This window comes from Paractinoplanes polyasparticus, from assembly GCF_019710575.1.
Lineage (GTDB): Bacteria > Actinomycetota > Actinomycetes > Mycobacteriales > Micromonosporaceae > Actinoplanes > Actinoplanes polyasparticus.
Genome location: NZ_JAHWFK010000001.1, coordinates 376,444 through 389,952, shown reverse-complemented (window position 1 = coordinate 389,952; position 13,509 = coordinate 376,444). Strand labels below are relative to the sequence as shown.

The 13,509-nt window shown below is 71.7% G+C and carries 14 protein-coding genes; 5 read left to right on the top strand and 9 right to left on the bottom strand.

Features of this window, described 5'->3' with window-relative positions:
* Window positions 1-49 precede the first annotated feature (49 nt).
* Complete coding sequence (locus tag KXC43_RS01835) at window positions 50-568, bottom strand: SigE family RNA polymerase sigma factor (protein WP_221374084.1); 519 nt, start codon at window positions 566-568, stop codon at window positions 50-52.
* The gene (locus KXC43_RS01830; RefSeq protein ID WP_221374083.1) at window positions 565-1,590 is read right to left on the bottom strand and encodes a hypothetical protein; all 1,026 of its coding nucleotides are present in this window, start codon (window positions 1,588-1,590) and stop codon (window positions 565-567) included. Before KXC43_RS01830 ends, KXC43_RS01835 begins: the two co-directional genes overlap by 4 nt.
* Before the next feature lie 124 nt (window positions 1,591-1,714).
* On the opposite strand from KXC43_RS01830, the gene KXC43_RS01825 reads away from it, so the two are divergent.
* Window positions 1,715-2,728, top strand: a complete 1,014-nt coding sequence (locus tag KXC43_RS01825; RefSeq protein WP_221374082.1) for an NAD(P)/FAD-dependent oxidoreductase — start codon at window positions 1,715-1,717, stop codon at window positions 2,726-2,728.
* Here KXC43_RS01825 and KXC43_RS01820 read toward each other — a convergent pair.
* The 4 genes from KXC43_RS01820 to KXC43_RS01805 all read right to left on the bottom strand — a co-directional run bounded on the left by KXC43_RS01820 (window position 2,713) and on the right by KXC43_RS01805 (window position 6,134).
* On the bottom strand, window positions 2,713-2,910 hold the full coding sequence (locus tag KXC43_RS01820; RefSeq protein ID WP_221374081.1) for a hypothetical protein: 198 nt from the start codon (window positions 2,908-2,910) through the stop codon (window positions 2,713-2,715). The two genes, KXC43_RS01825 and KXC43_RS01820, sit on opposite strands and share 16 nt — an antisense overlap.
* Window positions 2,911-2,971: 61 nt before the next feature.
* A complete protein-coding gene (locus KXC43_RS01815) occupies window positions 2,972-5,065 on the bottom strand; it encodes a glycoside hydrolase family 99 protein (protein WP_221374080.1) in 2,094 nt (697 codons plus the stop codon).
* Between the two features lie 131 nt (window positions 5,066-5,196).
* Window positions 5,197-5,508: an antibiotic biosynthesis monooxygenase family protein gene (locus KXC43_RS01810; protein ID WP_221374079.1), complete on the bottom strand. Its 312-nt coding sequence runs from the start codon at window positions 5,506-5,508 to the stop codon at window positions 5,197-5,199.
* Window positions 5,509-5,534: 26 nt separating this feature from the next.
* Window positions 5,535-6,134: a CBS domain-containing protein gene (locus KXC43_RS01805; protein ID WP_221374078.1), complete on the bottom strand. Its 600-nt coding sequence runs from the start codon at window positions 6,132-6,134 to the stop codon at window positions 5,535-5,537.
* Window positions 6,135-6,214: 80 nt separating this feature from the next.
* Between KXC43_RS01805 and KXC43_RS01800 the strand changes: the two genes are divergently transcribed.
* On the top strand, window positions 6,215-7,429 hold the full coding sequence (locus tag KXC43_RS01800; RefSeq protein ID WP_221374077.1) for a lycopene cyclase family protein: 1,215 nt from the start codon (window positions 6,215-6,217) through the stop codon (window positions 7,427-7,429).
* Window positions 7,430-7,576: 147 nt separating this feature from the next.
* The gene (locus KXC43_RS01795) at window positions 7,577-8,239 is read left to right on the top strand and encodes an alpha/beta hydrolase (protein WP_221374076.1); all 663 of its coding nucleotides are present in this window, start codon (window positions 7,577-7,579) and stop codon (window positions 8,237-8,239) included.
* Between the two features lie 344 nt (window positions 8,240-8,583).
* On the opposite strand, the gene KXC43_RS01790 is transcribed toward KXC43_RS01795, so the two are convergent.
* The gene (locus KXC43_RS01790; protein WP_221374716.1) at window positions 8,584-9,399 is read right to left on the bottom strand and encodes an SDR family NAD(P)-dependent oxidoreductase; all 816 of its coding nucleotides are present in this window, start codon (window positions 9,397-9,399) and stop codon (window positions 8,584-8,586) included.
* Window positions 9,400-9,492: 93 nt separating this feature from the next.
* Between KXC43_RS01790 and KXC43_RS01785 the strand changes: the two genes are divergently transcribed.
* Together KXC43_RS01785 and KXC43_RS01780 are read left to right on the top strand one after the other, a co-directional pair.
* Window positions 9,493-9,747, top strand: coding sequence for a hypothetical protein (locus KXC43_RS01785; protein WP_221374075.1), 255 nt, complete (start codon window positions 9,493-9,495; stop codon window positions 9,745-9,747).
* An 8-nt stretch (window positions 9,748-9,755) separates the two neighbouring features.
* Complete coding sequence (locus KXC43_RS01780; protein ID WP_221374074.1) at window positions 9,756-10,388, top strand: DUF998 domain-containing protein; 633 nt, start codon at window positions 9,756-9,758, stop codon at window positions 10,386-10,388.
* A 488-nt stretch (window positions 10,389-10,876) separates the two neighbouring features.
* Here the strand turns inward: KXC43_RS01780 and KXC43_RS01775 are convergent, their stop codons facing one another.
* On the bottom strand, window positions 10,877-12,478 hold the full coding sequence (locus tag KXC43_RS01775; RefSeq protein ID WP_221374073.1) for a sensor domain-containing diguanylate cyclase: 1,602 nt from the start codon (window positions 12,476-12,478) through the stop codon (window positions 10,877-10,879).
* A gap of 98 nt (window positions 12,479-12,576) precedes the next feature.
* Window positions 12,577-13,509 (bottom strand): ABC transporter substrate-binding protein, encoded by a 933-nt coding sequence (locus tag KXC43_RS01770; RefSeq protein WP_221374072.1) that lies wholly within the window; start codon window positions 13,507-13,509, stop codon window positions 12,577-12,579.

Genomic DNA, 13,509 nt, shown 5'->3' with positions numbered 1-13,509 from the left:
GCCACCGGCTGCGGGTTGGCCCAATCCCCGATCCGCGACCGGCTACGGGTCAAGACGTCTCGCTGAGGGTGAACGCGTCGGCCAGGGCCGGGGTGCGGCGCATCGTGGTGATGGCCCGGCTGGCGCGGCTCTTCACCGTGCCGGACGAACAGCCGAGTTGGGTGGCGATCTCGTGCTCGGAGAGCCCGGCCCAGTAGCGCAGCACCAGCACGACCCGCTGACCGGCCGGCAATTCCCGCAGGGCGTCCAGCACCAGTGAGGCGGTGTCGCGACTCTCGTACGGGTCGCCGGCTGCGGCCCGTTCGGGCGGCGCGGCAGCCGGAATCTCGCGGCGCCACAACCGTCGCGCCGCGCGCCAGGCCGCGCGGGCCATCACCTGCCGGGTGTATGCCTCCGGGTCGCCGTCGTCCGGGAAGCCCAGTCGGTGCCAGCCGCGGTAGGTCTTGACCAGAGCTTCCTGGGTCAGATCCTCACCGTGCCCGCTGTCGCCGGTCAGCAGCGTGCCGTAACGCACCAGCGCCGGGTAGCGCGCGCTGACGAACTCGGCGAATCCCGCCGGGCCGCTCATCGGTCGATCCCGAACAGCTGCTCGAGCTCGGTCACCGCGGCGTCGTCGAATCGCACCCGGCCGCCCGCTGACGAGACGGCCTCCTGGCAGTGCGGGCCGAGGGCGACGACCACATGGGCCGTGCCGATGTCGAGTCGCAGGCCTTTCTGGGCCGGGCTCGCGCAGGCCTCACGGTCGGCGACGGCTTCGGTCTGCTCGCGCAGCAGCCGTACGACATCGGCGATCGTTGCCTTGTCGGTCGTCCTGCTGTGCCTGGGATAGATCTCGTCGTCGGGGCCGGGCGCGATCAGCTCGGCGACGGCCGGGACGTCGGGCACGGCGAGCACACCGCCCTCGACCGGCTCGGCGCGGAGGGTGCCGACGACCCGCTGGGCGTCGAGGCGGCTCATCCGCAGATAGACGATGGTGCGCGACCACGGGAGGACCAGTTCCAGGTCGTACGCACGGCCTGACCGATTCCGGTCCGGGTCCACCTCGTCGATCCGGTTCGAGACCCAGACCGGCTCGCCACCCGGCAGCGTCATCGAGATCGGCGGTGTCTTGACGATGCGTTTGTCGGTGAGGAAGCCACCGGATGGCGCCTCCATCCCCTGGTCGCTGACCCACACCGTGATCGCGGCGTAGGGGCAGGCAGTCGTGGAGTCCTCCCGGGGCTTGGTGAAGTCGGCGATGAGCACGGTGTGAGCCGGATCGGCGCACGGCTTGTCCTGTCCGCCGGCCATGGCCTGCCAGCCGGCCGGCACCGGCAGCCGCAGCCCGCCGGAAAGCACCACACCGTCCACGAAGCGCGGCACCGGTGGCTGCCGGTCGACGTCAGCGACTCGGGGCGGCGGCCCCGGCCGGAGCTGAGGCGCGGCCAGCCCGCCCCCGCCCACGACGGCCAGGACGGCCAACGCCGTCGCCAGCACCGTCCGCCGCCGTTGCGAGCGCCCTCGCCGTACGACCGCACCGGCTGGGTCGAGCGTTCTCGGCTCCACACCGGAAACCGCGTCGTCCAGCAGTTCTTTGATGCGCTGCGTCATGGCCTGCCCCGTCGGTCTGTCGCCAGTGAACCTTCGTCACCGTCCGAAAGACATCGGCCGTCCGATCGGTTCCCTCCGATCGGAACTCGGTGGGCAGTTCGTCGCCGGGTGGCAGGCTGGCGGGATGGGCACGCGGATCGTGGTGGTGGGCGCGGGCATCGTCGGGGCGGCGGTGGCGTACGAGGCGGCGCGGGCCGGTGGCGACGTCGTGCTCATCGACAAGGCGCTTCCCGGGTCGGGGGTGACCGCGGACTCGTTCGCCTGGATCGGCGAGCCGCGGAGTGGCGACGCGGTCGATGCCAGTACGGCACTGCGGCGCGGTGTCCTGCGGGACTGGCGGCGGTGGGAGGCGGACGTGCCGGGTCTGCAGGTGCGGTGGCGCGGCGTGCTGCTCTGCGGCGAAGGCGAGCCGATCACCGACGCGGCCCGGCTGGAGCCGCATCTGCGGGAGCCACCTGCGCACGCGGTCTTCCTCGAGAGCCACGGCGCGGTGGATCCCGTTGCCGTGACTCAAGCTCTGGTGCGCGCGGCCCGGAGTCACGGCGCGCGGCTGATGGCCAACACCGCGGTCGCCGCCGTCCTCGCACGGGACGGCCGCGTCGCCGGCGTGCGGTGGTCCGGTGGCGGTGTGGACGCCGACACCGTCGTGGTGGCAGCCGGCGCCGACGCGCCCGCGCTGCTGTCGCCGCTGGGCTTCGACCTGCCGGTGAATCCGTCCCCGGCGCTGCTCATGCGTTTCGCCGCGCCGCCCGGTCTCGTCCGCACGCTGGTCGTCACGCCGGAGCTCGAGGTGCGGGAGGCAGCCGACGGCGAGCTGCTGGTCGCCGACGCCTACCACGGTGAGACCGACCACGACGAGCTGCGCCAAGCGGGCGAGGCGATGCGGCGCCGCCTCGTCGCGACGTTCGACACCCATGCTGTCCAATTGCTCGGCGTACGGCTGGGAACGCGTCCCATGCCGGCAGACGGCCTGCCGCTGATCGGCCCCGTCCCGGGCGTCGAGGGCGCCTACGTGGCCGTGATGCACTCGGGCGTGACCCTGGCGCCCAGTGCCGGGCGGCTCATCGCCTCAGAGGTCGTGGGCGGCGTCGACGCGGCCGAGCTGGCCGGTCTGCGACCCGGTCACGGCCGTACCTGAATGATTGCTCTTCCCATCAACCGCGTGGCCGGGGCGACGGCGGCGGCGGTCTCGACCGGTCCGCCCCTCTTGAGCAGGTCGTGACTCAGGTCGAGGAAGGCGTCGGCGCCGAGTTCGAGAACCGTGTCACGGTCGGCGGCGCGGCCGGTTCCGATCACCCGCGCGCCGGGCGTTGTTCCCACTTCCTCATCGTCGAGGCGGCTCGCGACTCATGGTGCTCGGCCGCCCCGACGATGAGGAACGTCAAGTGGCGTAGACCTCCAGGGCCGACAACTGGCCGGCGGGCCAGCCGGTGTTGGCGGTCACGGTCACCCGCACGTACCGCGCCTGAACGGACGAGCCGTTGACGGTCACCGTGTTGCCGGCAGCTGGCTCGAAGGCCCGGGCCGCCGCGGCCGCGAAGTTGGTGAAGGCGGTGCCGTTCGTGCTGGTGGCGACGGCCACCGTCTGCGAACGGGCACCCCAGCCGGACGGCAGCTTCAGAACGACCCGGCTCACCGCGGTCGCCGAGCCCAGGTCGACCTGGATCCACTGCGGGAACGCGTTGTTCGCGCTCTCCCAGTAGGTTCCGGCGTCACCGTCCACGACGTGACCGGGCCCGTACGCCTGGGCCTGGCCGCTCGACGAGGCCGGCTTGCCCCGAGCCAAGTCGCCGGCGAGCGGCGGCGGCGGCGAGCTTTCCGCGTACGCCTGCAATTGCGCCAGCTGGGCGGCGGGCCAGCCGGTGTTGGCCGCGAAGCTCAGCCGTACGTAGCGGACCGTCGCACCCGACAGCGTGACTGTCGTTGTGTTCCCGGTGCCCGGGTCGAAGACGTAGCCGGTCGAGCCGGCGAGCGTCGTGAAGGTCGTGCCGTTGGTGCTGCCCTGCACGGTGATGGTCTGCGTGCGCCGCTCCCAGCCCGCGGGCAGCCGCAGCACCAGCCGGTTGACCGCGTAGCCGGCCCCCAGATCGACCTGGAACCACTGCGGCAGCGAGCCCACGCTCTCCCAATAGGACGACGAACTGGCGTCGACCGCATTGGCCGGCGAGTAGGGGCCGTTGGTGCTGCCGGCGGTGGCTGCCTTGCCGGCGGCGAGGTCCCCGGTGGGCGGCGGCGGTGTCGTCCCGGTGACGGGTGGCGTCGGGCGCACGGCGGTGAGGGTGAGTTGGCCCTTCAGCATCCGGCCGCCGTCCTGGGTGATGCGCAGGTAGTAGTCGGACGAGCAGAACGTGCCGTCCTCGTCGAGCGGCCGGATGCCGCTGCCGGCCGGGACGGAGGCGGCTGTCTCGGCGGTCTTGGCGATCTGGTTGCCCTCGTTGAACTCGTCGAACATCGACACGTACAGGCCCTGGGCGCCCAGCTTGATCATGTTGTGGAGGCTGCGCCAGTAGAAGTCGCCGTGGTGCCGGGCGCCGGTCGACAGGTCGCCGGGCAGCACGCAGGGCTGATAGTCGATGCCGTACGCGTTGCACTCGGCCTGATCGGCGGTGTTCACGTTGGCCAGGAACCAGTCGAGACCGTCGAGCGTGCCGGTGCGGCCCACCATCCACGGCGAGATCATGTTGAACGCGCGGTAGACGTCGGAAAAGCCAGTCCGGCTGTCGTTCTTACCCTCGCGCCAATAGGTCGGCACGCCGCCGATCACGTAGCAGCCCTGGGCCTTGAACCAGTTCACGACGTCGAGGCACGGGCCGGGAGCGAACGGGCGGGCGTCGTCGGAGAAGCCGAAACCCCAGATGCAGACGACCGGTTTGCCGTTCTGCCGGGCGTACGCCGGCGACGCCGTGTGAGCCGACATCTTGGCTGTCCAGTCCGCCTTGATCTCGCTCTGCATCGACGTCCAGCTCGTGACGTCGTACATGATGTAGAACTTGCGGCCCGTGGCCTCGGCCGCCGTCCGCACCTTCAGGGTCATGGCATCGCGGGTCGGCCCTTCGTCGCCCGTCGGATTGAAGCGCTGGAGGGCCGCGGTGTCGATGCCGTAGGTGCGCATCCACTGGAAGTGGGTGTCGACTGTCTGTTGGTCATACGAAGAGAACAGCGTCGCGGTCCGGCCGTCGCCGAGATTCGGGTAGGCGGTGGGATAGGCGTGGGTGAAATCGCGCATGTCGGGCCAGGACACGATCGTCGTGTTGGCAGGCGAGGGCGGCTGGAAGCGGTCGCGGCTCCAGTGCCACCAGCCGCCGATCGGCGCGCCGTCGCCCGGGCAGGCGAACCAGCCCTGGTAGCCGACGCTGATCTTGCCGACGACATCGCCCGGCGGCGAGGCGGCGGAGGCGGGGGACAGATCGGTAAGCAGGGCCGCGGCTGAGCCGAAGGCCGCCGTAGACAGCAGGGTTCGTCGGGTGACGGGCATGGGGGACTCCTGTCGATCCGGGGGATTCGGGGAACGGATCGACGGTCATCGTGACAGTTCTGTTCACACGAACGCAATACTTGGACGGGTTCCTGAAATAATGCGACCGCCTCGCCGGATCGAGCCGCCTCTCAGCCGACGCGGCGAACGACCTCGTGGTGGGTCACCGTGGCCTCGCGGTCGACCAGATACTCGTCGTCCTCGGCATAGAAGACGGCCCGGGAGATGTCGTCGCCGGCGAAGCCGCGGATGTCGTCGAGCGAGTCCCACCAACTGAGCGTCGTCACTTCGGAGCGGCCGTCACCGAGGTCGCGCACCCACATCTCGGCGCCCCGGTTGCCCGGCGTCTCGCGGTAACCGGCCAGGCCGGTCCGTTCGATGTAGGCGACGTAGTCGTCCGCCTTCTCGGTTCGCACCCAGCCCCGCCACATTCGCGCAATCATCTTCGCAGTCTAGGGACGGGCCACGCTCACCGCGGCGGCTCGATCCGCACGTCGGCCACGCCGGGGACCGTCCGGGCCAGGACGGCCGCGATCTCGCGTTCCGTCGAGTCGGCGAACGAGCCCGCGACGGTCGCGACTCCCTTGTGGACCGACGCGGTCCAGCGGCCCAGGGCGTACTCGTCGAGGCGGTGCTGCACCTCCCGCACGAGGGTCTCGTCGGTGCGGACCATCGCGCGCAGGATGTCCCGACGGCTGACCATGCCGGCCAGGGTGTCGCCGTCGAGGACGGGCATGCTGCGGACGTCGTACATCAGCATCGTCTCGGCGACCTCGGCCAGGTCGGCGTCCGGGCGGGTGGTGACCGGCGACCGCGACATGACCTCGGCGACCCGGCCGGGGCGGATGGCCGGCGCCGCGGGGGAGCGGTTGAGCTGCGCCGTGGGGTCTACCGGCACCCGCCGCCACAACAGGTCGCCCTCGCTGACGATGCCTACCAGGCGGCCTGCCCCGTCCACCACCGGCAGCGCCGTGACCGCCCGCGCGGCCATCACCGCCGCCGCGTCCTCCACCGGCGCACCGGGCTCGACGGTGTGCACCGGGCTGCTCATGACGTCCTTGGCTCGCACCCGCTCAGCATGCCCCGGGAAGGGCGCTGCCGGCAGAGTCGAAAGTCCCCGGCTCCCGCTCCGGACCGGCATGACAGGCTGTGCCGGTGAGCGAACCCGTGGACGTGGATCTGGCCCTGATCGGCGGGGGTGGCGCAGCCTCGCTCGTGCTGGCCGCGCTGGGGCGCCAAGGCGCTGGCGCCCGGGTGGCGATCGTCGACCCAGTGCACAAACGCGGCCAGGACCGTACGTGGGCGTTCTGGGGCACCCCCGGCACCTTCCTCGACCCGCTGCTCAGCGCGAGCTGGGACGAGGCCGACGTGGTCACCCCGACCGGCCGCCGCGCGCTGCCGTTGCGCCCGCTGCGATACGCGATGCTGCGCTCGGCGCCCCTCTATGACCTGGCCGCCCAGGCCGAGAAAGAGCTTTCCGCCGTACGGATCACCGAGCGCGCCGAGCAGGTCGTCGACGACGGCGAGCGGGTGCTGATCTCGGCCCCCGACGGCACGCCCCTGGTCCGCGCGGCGTGGGCCCTCGACTCGCGTCCGCGTCCGCCCCGGCGTCCCGGGCGCACCAACTGGCTCCAGCACTTCCGCGGCTGGTGGCTCGAGGCGGACGAGCCGGTCTTCGACCCCGGCCGCGCCGTGCTGATGGACTTCCGGACGCCGCAACCGGCCCGCGGAGTGTCGTTCGGCTACGTGCTGCCGGTCAGCGACCGGTTCGCCCTGGTCGAGTACACCGAGTTCTCGCCGGCCGTGCTGACCGGCGACGAGTACGACGCGGCGCTGCGCGGCTACTCGGCCCTGCTCGGCCTCGATCTGGCCGCGCTCCGGGTCCGCGAGGTCGAGGACGGCGTCATCCCGATGACCGACGGGCCGTTCGACCCGCACCCGTCCCCGCGAGTGGTACGCCTCGGGACCGCGGGCGGCGCGACCCGGCCGTCGACCGGCTTCACGTTCTCGGCGATGGCCCGCCAGGCCGACGACATCGCCCGCGCGGTCGCCGCCGGCCGCCCGCCGGTGCCCGCCCCGCCCTACCCGGCCCGGCACCTGTGGATGGACGCCGTGCAACTGCGCGCCCTCGACCGCGGACAGGTCGACGGCGTCGCGTTCTTCGACCGCCTGTTCGCGCGCAACCCGGCCGAACGCGTGCTGCGCTTCCTCGACGGCACCACGACGCCGGCCGAGGACCTGAGGTTGATGGCGTCGACCCCGTTGCTCCCGATGACCCGCGCGGCTTTCGGCGACGCGCTGGCCCGCATCCGCCCTGACACAGGAGCTCCGAGACAGGGCTCGGCCGGCTCGCGCCGGGCCTGATCGCGGTCTGATACGGTTCGGCGGCAACTGCTACCCGAGGAGGTGAGACCGATCAACGCAGTCGATGGTCGGGCGCTTCCCGGGTCTCTGCCGCTTCTCTGAGCCGGCGCCCCGGAAGGGCCACTGTGGCATTCCGAAGGGCACGTCATGACTTTTTCCGAAGAGCACTTTCTGCTGGACGACACGGTTCCGGGCACGCTGTGGGAGCCGCCCGGCGGCGACGGGCCGCTCATTCTCATCGCGCACGGTGGCGGCCAGCACCGGGGCGCTCCGTCGGTGACCGGGCGGGCCCGGATGCTGGTCGCGTCCGGCTTCCGGGTCGCCGCGCTCGATGCGCCGGGGCACGGCGACCGACCCGATCCGGTCGGCTCTCCCATGCGAGGAGAGGCCGATGGGTTGGCGGAACGCGTCGCCCGGATCAACGCCGACGTTGCCACCCGGGCCGTCCCCGAGTGGCGTGCTGCTCTCGATCGGCTGGCCCCGGGCGGCCCGGCCGGCTTCTGGGGCGTCTCGATGGGCGCCGCTGTCGGCCTCGAGCTGATGGCGGCCGACAACCGGATCACGGCCGGGGTGCTGGGTCTGACCGGCGCTCGTCACGACCTCGCGGCGACCATCACCGTCCCGGTCGAGTTCGCCCTGCAGTGGAACGACGAGTTCGTGCCCCGGGCGTCGGCGCTGGCACTCTTCGAGGCCTTCGCCTCCACCGAGAAGACCCTGCACGCCAACCCCGGCCGCCACGCCGAGCTGCCCCGGTTCGAGGCCGACAGTGCTCTTCGCTTCTTCCAGCGCCACTTCCCGCAGCGGAAATAGCCACCGGCTGAGGCGGGCTCCCTGGCTCGCTGTCGCTGTCACCCGTGGCCGGCAGCTGGCGGGAGAGCTGCATGATCCGTGTTCCTTCTTTCGCAGTGGGCGCCATCCGCAGCGGCCGTGCCGTGGTGGGCCGCGTGCGAAGCTCCGACGGCGCGGACGGCGCGGACGGCGCGGACGGCCTCGACCGAGGCGACGTGTTGCCCGCGGCTGAGGACGCGACTTCGGCGATCGGTGTCTCCGAAGGTGGCTCGCCTTCCGGCGAGCAGCCGCCCGTCCGCGACGATCGCAGAGTCGACGCCAATCTTGAGTGGCCGCGGCTCGATGACACGGAGTGGCGTCACTCTTCAGCCGGTCAGCCCCACCGCGGCGAGGCTCGACTGCCAGAGGCGGGCGGCTCGGGTGGGGCTGGTCGAGCGCGGGGTGGCTCGGAAGGGAGCACGCCAGGCGAAGTAGCCGCCGGGGACGAGGGCGGCGGGGTCCGTGGCCAGCCAGGTCAGGGTGTCGGCGCCCTCGGCGGGACCGGGGAAGAGAAGGCGGGCCACGCTGAAGGCAGGGCTGGTGGTGCCGAATCCGCTGCGAATCAGCCCGGGGAAGTAGCAGGTCGGAACGATGCCGTACGAGGCCCAGCGGCGGGCCGCCTCGACGGTGAACAGGATGTTGGCCTGCTTGCTGGCGCCGTAAGCCAGCCAGCGCAGGTGCTGCCGGCGGCCGGGGCGGTCCGCGTCCAGCGTCCCCCACGCCTCGGCCACCGACGATGTCGTGATGATCCGTGCCGGCGACGTCGGCGTTGCGGCAGCCCGCAGGCGGTCGAGCAGCAGATGGGTGAGCAGGAAGCTCGCCAGGTGGTTGATCTGCACGGTCGGGTCGAGGCCGTCAGTCGTCCGGGGGCGGACGGGCGCCAGCAGACCGGCGTTGTTGGCAAGCACATGGATCTGCTCGTGCTCGGCGGCGAGGCGCGCACCAGTGGCGCGCACTTCATCGAGTACGGCGAAGTCCGCCCGGTAGGTAGGCGGTGTATGCCCGCCCGCCTCGCGCACCTCGACAGCCGCCGAAGCGAGGCGCTTCGGGTCGCGTCCCAGCAGAATCACCCGGTCGCCGCCCCGGGCCAGGGCCACAGCGGCAGCCCGCCCGATGCCGGAGCTGGCGCCGGTCACGACCACGGTGCGGAGCACGGGCCCGATCCTTCCGGTCACGATGGGTGGCCAGGGATGGTGCCGGTCGTGGTGCGGGGCATGAGTCCGACCCTACCGATCATGATCGGGGCCGTGTTGGAGCCGGAGCCGGAGCCGGAGCTGGAGCTGGAGCCGGAGCCGGAGCTGGAGCCGGAGCCGGAGCTGGAGCTGGAGCCGGAGCCGGAGCTGGAGCTGGAGCCGGAGCTGGAGCTGGAGCCGGAGCTGGAGCCGGAGCTGGAGCCGAAGCCGGAGCTGGAGCCGGAGCTGAAAGCCGGAGCTGGAGCTGGCGCCGCTCCCGACGACGGCGGGGGCGTGAGTCGAGCCTATCGATCATGATGGGAGGCGTGACGAGACTTGCGGCGATCGCCGGGGCGCTGGCGGTGACCGCGGGGGCCGTCGTCATGCTGTTCGCGCTGGTGGCACCGCCAGGCGGCTGGTGGGACGGCTATGTCAGTGAGGCCGGCACGGCCGGGCAGCCGTACGCGATTCCGTACCGGACCGGTCTGGTCGTGCTCGCCGCCGGTGTCGCCTTCGTCGGCTGGGCGTTGCGGGACCTGCGCCTCGTCGGCGGAAGTCTGCTGGTGTCGGCCGTGCTGGCGGCCACCTCGGGACTGGTCGCGTGCAGCGACACGTGTCCGCTGCCGCCCTACGAGCCCGCCACCGCGGCCGACATCGTGCACGCGACGGCCAGCGTCATCGGCATGATCGTGCTGGCCGGCGCCATGGCCGCCGTCTGGTTCGCGAACCCGCGCCCGGCCCTGACCCGGCTCGCCGCGGCCGGTGTCGTGCTGATCGTGCCGGTCGGCGCGGCGCTCGGCCTGACCATGCTCCTCATCGGCCGCAGTGACTTCGGCGCCTTCGTCGAACGTCTGGCCCTGGTGATCGCGGTCTGCTGGCTGGTCGGCACCGCCGTAGTCGTCGCTCTCAGCCCCACCCGTCAACGAACGGCCCGCCCAACCAAACGCCGGCGCCGCTGAAACGTCAGTCAGGCTGTCGATCAGCAGACTCGCTCGGGCCGCGACGGTAAAGGCAATCGGTCAGTTGGCCTGTCGATCGGCATTCCGAGACCTGTGTCGTGCCGACGGTGGGTCGACAGCGGGCCTGTCGATCGGCGTTCGGAGGGCTGTGTCGTGCCGACGGTGGGTCGACAGCGGGCCTGTCGATCGGCATTTGGAAGGCTGTGTCGTGCCGACGGTGGGTCGACAGCGGGCCTGTCGATCGGCATTTGGAGGGCTGTCGTGCCGCCGATGACTCGACAGTCAGCCTGTCGATCGGGCGCCGGGCGGCCGAGCCGTGGCGTCGGCCGAGCGTCAGCGGGCCCGTCGATGGGCGCCCGAGGCGTGCCTCCCGGCAGCGGGTGACGGTGATCAGTCAGCCTGCCTGTCGATCGGCGTCCGGATCGCCACGGGGTGCGGGCGGCCAGTCAGTTCCCCGGCCGGTCGATGGATGCCGCAAACGGCAGGCGTCAGCTCGGGCCGTCGACGAAGGCGGCGGCTGAGGACGTGACGGCTACGGTGTAGCGGTTCTTGCCGGCCGCCTTGGCCACGTACATCGCCTCGTCGGCCGCGTGGATCAGGCGTTCGGGGTCGGCCGGCCCGGCCTCCGTGACCGCGACCCCCACGCTGCAACTGATCGTCACCGGCTGCCCGTCGATGTCGAACGGAGCGCGCAGGCTGGTCACGATCCGTTCCGCGAAGGGTGCGGCGGCGGACGTGGCGGCCAGGATCGCGAACTCGTCGCCGCCCAGGCGGGCCACCGTGTCGCCGGCCCGCCCGCACTGCGTCAGGCGCCGCGCCACCTCGACGAGCAGCCGGTCGCCGGCGCTGTGGCCGAGGCCGTCGTTGACCGCCTTGAAGCCGTCCAGGTCGATGAAGAAGACCGCCCGGGGCTGGCCGGGGTCGGCCTCGTCGAGGCGCTCCCGGAAGAGGGCGCGGTTGGGCAGAGCGGTGAGCGCGTCGTGCATCGCCAGGCGGCGTAGTTCGTCCTCGCGGTCGAGCAGCCGGGCCTCGACGGTCTTGCGCCGCTCGATGTCGTGGCGCAGCAGGGAGGTGGCGTCGGCCACCTTCTTGAGGGCGCGCCGGCGCGAGTCGGCCAGCACCCCGGTCAGCAGGGTGACCAGCAGGCCGAAACCCAGGGTGGCGAGCGGCAGCCGGCGGTCGGTGTCGCTGATCAGGCGCTGGGTCGGCTGCACGTCCAGCTGCCACTCGCGCTCGCCGACGATGACCGTCCGGACCCGGCGCAGGCCCGGGTCACGCAACGTGGCGGAGGGCGACCGCGTCGAGGCCACGGCGGTCGGGGACGTCCCGCTCAGGTCGCTCAGGGTCACCTTGACCAGTTCACCGGCGTACGTCTGAAGGGTCTCGTCGACGAAGTCGCCGCCGCGCATCGAGAGGATCATCCAGCCCAGGAACTCGCCCGCGGCGGGAGTGCCGGCGGTGCCGGTGACCGGGGCGGCGAGCAGGAACGACTGCTGGCGCTGGGCGAGCGGCAGGGCGCGGTCCTTCAACAGGGTGTACGGGTGGCTGGAGGTGACCTGGCCGCTGGCCCGGGCGAACCGCAGCGCGTCGGCCGGTTCGATCGCCTGGCTGATGTCGCGGCCGGCCCGGGCGACGAGCTGGTCGAGTGAGCGCGAATAGATCAGGTACTGGTGCTCATCGGCGTCGCCGACCTTGTCGAGCTTCAGGTTCTCGGCGCCGTGCTCGCGCCAGTAGCTCTGCACCGCGGCGGTCTCGTCGTCCCGGGCCGGCACAACGAAGCCGACCGTGCTGGCGCCGGGCAGCCGGGAGCGGGTCAGGCGGGAGGTGATGGCCTCGAAGTCGACGGCGTTGAACTCGGTCTGCGAACCGACGGCGAGGGCCATGTCGGTCAGCGTCTCGGTGTAGCGGGCGGCCTCGTTGGCGACCGCGCGCTGGATGGAGTCGGCGTTGTGGTCCATCAGCAACGACGCGTGTTGTTGCTGCACCCGGCTCACTCCGGCCATGGCCAGCACCGAAGCGACCGTGCCACCCACCAGCACGGCCAGCACCAAGGCGATGCCGATCCAGCGGCGTAGGCCGGTTGCCATCATGCGGGCGGTCCTCGGGGTCGCGGGCGGGGCGTCCCCTTCTTATTCGGCGGGAAGGACCGCCGTATGAGGGTGCCGCCGCAGCGGCACCCCCACAACGGTCAGACCAGGCCGTTCTCGGTGAGCCAGCCCTTGGCCACGGCGGCCGTGTCCTGCTTGTCGACCTGGACCTTGGCCAGCGTCGTGGTCAGGTTCTCGGTCGTCAGCTTGGCCGAGACGGCGTTGAGCGCGCCGGTCACGGTCGGGTTGTTCGCGGTCGTACGGATCAGCGGGATGATGTTCTCGGCCAGGTAGAGGTTCTTCGGGTCCTCCAGCACGACGAACTTGTTGGTGGCGATCGACGAGTCGGTGGAGAAGATGTTGCCGACCTGGATCTGACCCTTCTTCAGCGCGTTGACGGTCAGCGGGCCACCGGCGTCGAGCGGCTTGAACTCCTTGAACTTGACCCCGTAGACCGACTCGAGGCCCTTGAGGCCCTGGAAGCGCTCCTGCCACTCCGGACCCGCGCCGATCGTGAGCTGGCCGGCGACCGGCTTGAGGTCGTCGATCGTCTTGAGGCTGTACTTGGTGGCCGTCTCCTGGGTGACGGTCAGGGTGTCCTTGTCCTCGGCGGGGGACTGCTCGAGCACCTCGGTGCCCGACGGCAGCACCTTCTTGAGCGCGCCCAGCACGTCCTCGGGCTTGCTCACGCCCTCGGGCGCGCCGCCCGGCGTCAGCGCCGAGAGCAGGGCGCCGTTGTACTCGGGGAGCAGGTCGATCGAGCCGTCCTGCAGCGCCTTGAGGTAGAGCTCGCGGGCGCCGATGTTGAACTGCCGCTTGACCTGCACGCCCTTGGCCTCGAGGGCCTGCGAGTAGATCTCGGCGAGCAGCTCGCTCTCGGCGAAGTTCGCCGAGCCGACGGTGATGGTGCCGGGCGCGGCGCTGCCGCCGCCGCTGTCGTTGGCCAGCGGGTCTTCGTCGGCGCCGCAGGCGGTGAGGGCAACGGTGAGAGCCAGGGCGGCGGTCACCGCTGTGAATCGGCCGAAACGCTTCAT

Bases quoted from the DNA above. Each gene is read 5' to 3' on its own strand.
- KXC43_RS01835 (WP_221374084.1), bottom strand. From the start codon at position 568: ATGAGCGGCCCGGCGGGATTCGCCGAGTTCGTCAGCGCGCGCTACCCG.
- KXC43_RS01810 (WP_221374079.1), bottom strand. From the start codon at position 5,508: ATGATTGCGCGAATGTGGCGGGGCTGGGTGCGAACCGAGAAGGCGGAC.
- KXC43_RS01830 (WP_221374083.1), bottom strand. From the start codon at position 1,590: ATGACGCAGCGCATCAAAGAACTGCTGGACGACGCGGTTTCCGGTGTG.
- KXC43_RS01825 (WP_221374082.1), top strand. From the start codon at position 1,715: ATGGGCACGCGGATCGTGGTGGTGGGCGCGGGCATCGTCGGGGCGGCG.
- KXC43_RS01815 (WP_221374080.1), bottom strand. From the start codon at position 5,065: ATGCCCGTCACCCGACGAACCCTGCTGTCTACGGCGGCCTTCGGCTCA.
- KXC43_RS01785 (WP_221374075.1), top strand. From the start codon at position 9,493: ATGATCGGGGCCGTGTTGGAGCCGGAGCCGGAGCCGGAGCTGGAGCTG.
- KXC43_RS01795 (WP_221374076.1), top strand. From the start codon at position 7,577: ATGACTTTTTCCGAAGAGCACTTTCTGCTGGACGACACGGTTCCGGGC.
- KXC43_RS01770 (WP_221374072.1), bottom strand. From the start codon at position 13,509: ATGAAGCGTTTCGGCCGATTCACAGCGGTGACCGCCGCCCTGGCTCTC.
- KXC43_RS01775 (WP_221374073.1), bottom strand. From the start codon at position 12,478: ATGATGGCAACCGGCCTACGCCGCTGGATCGGCATCGCCTTGGTGCTG.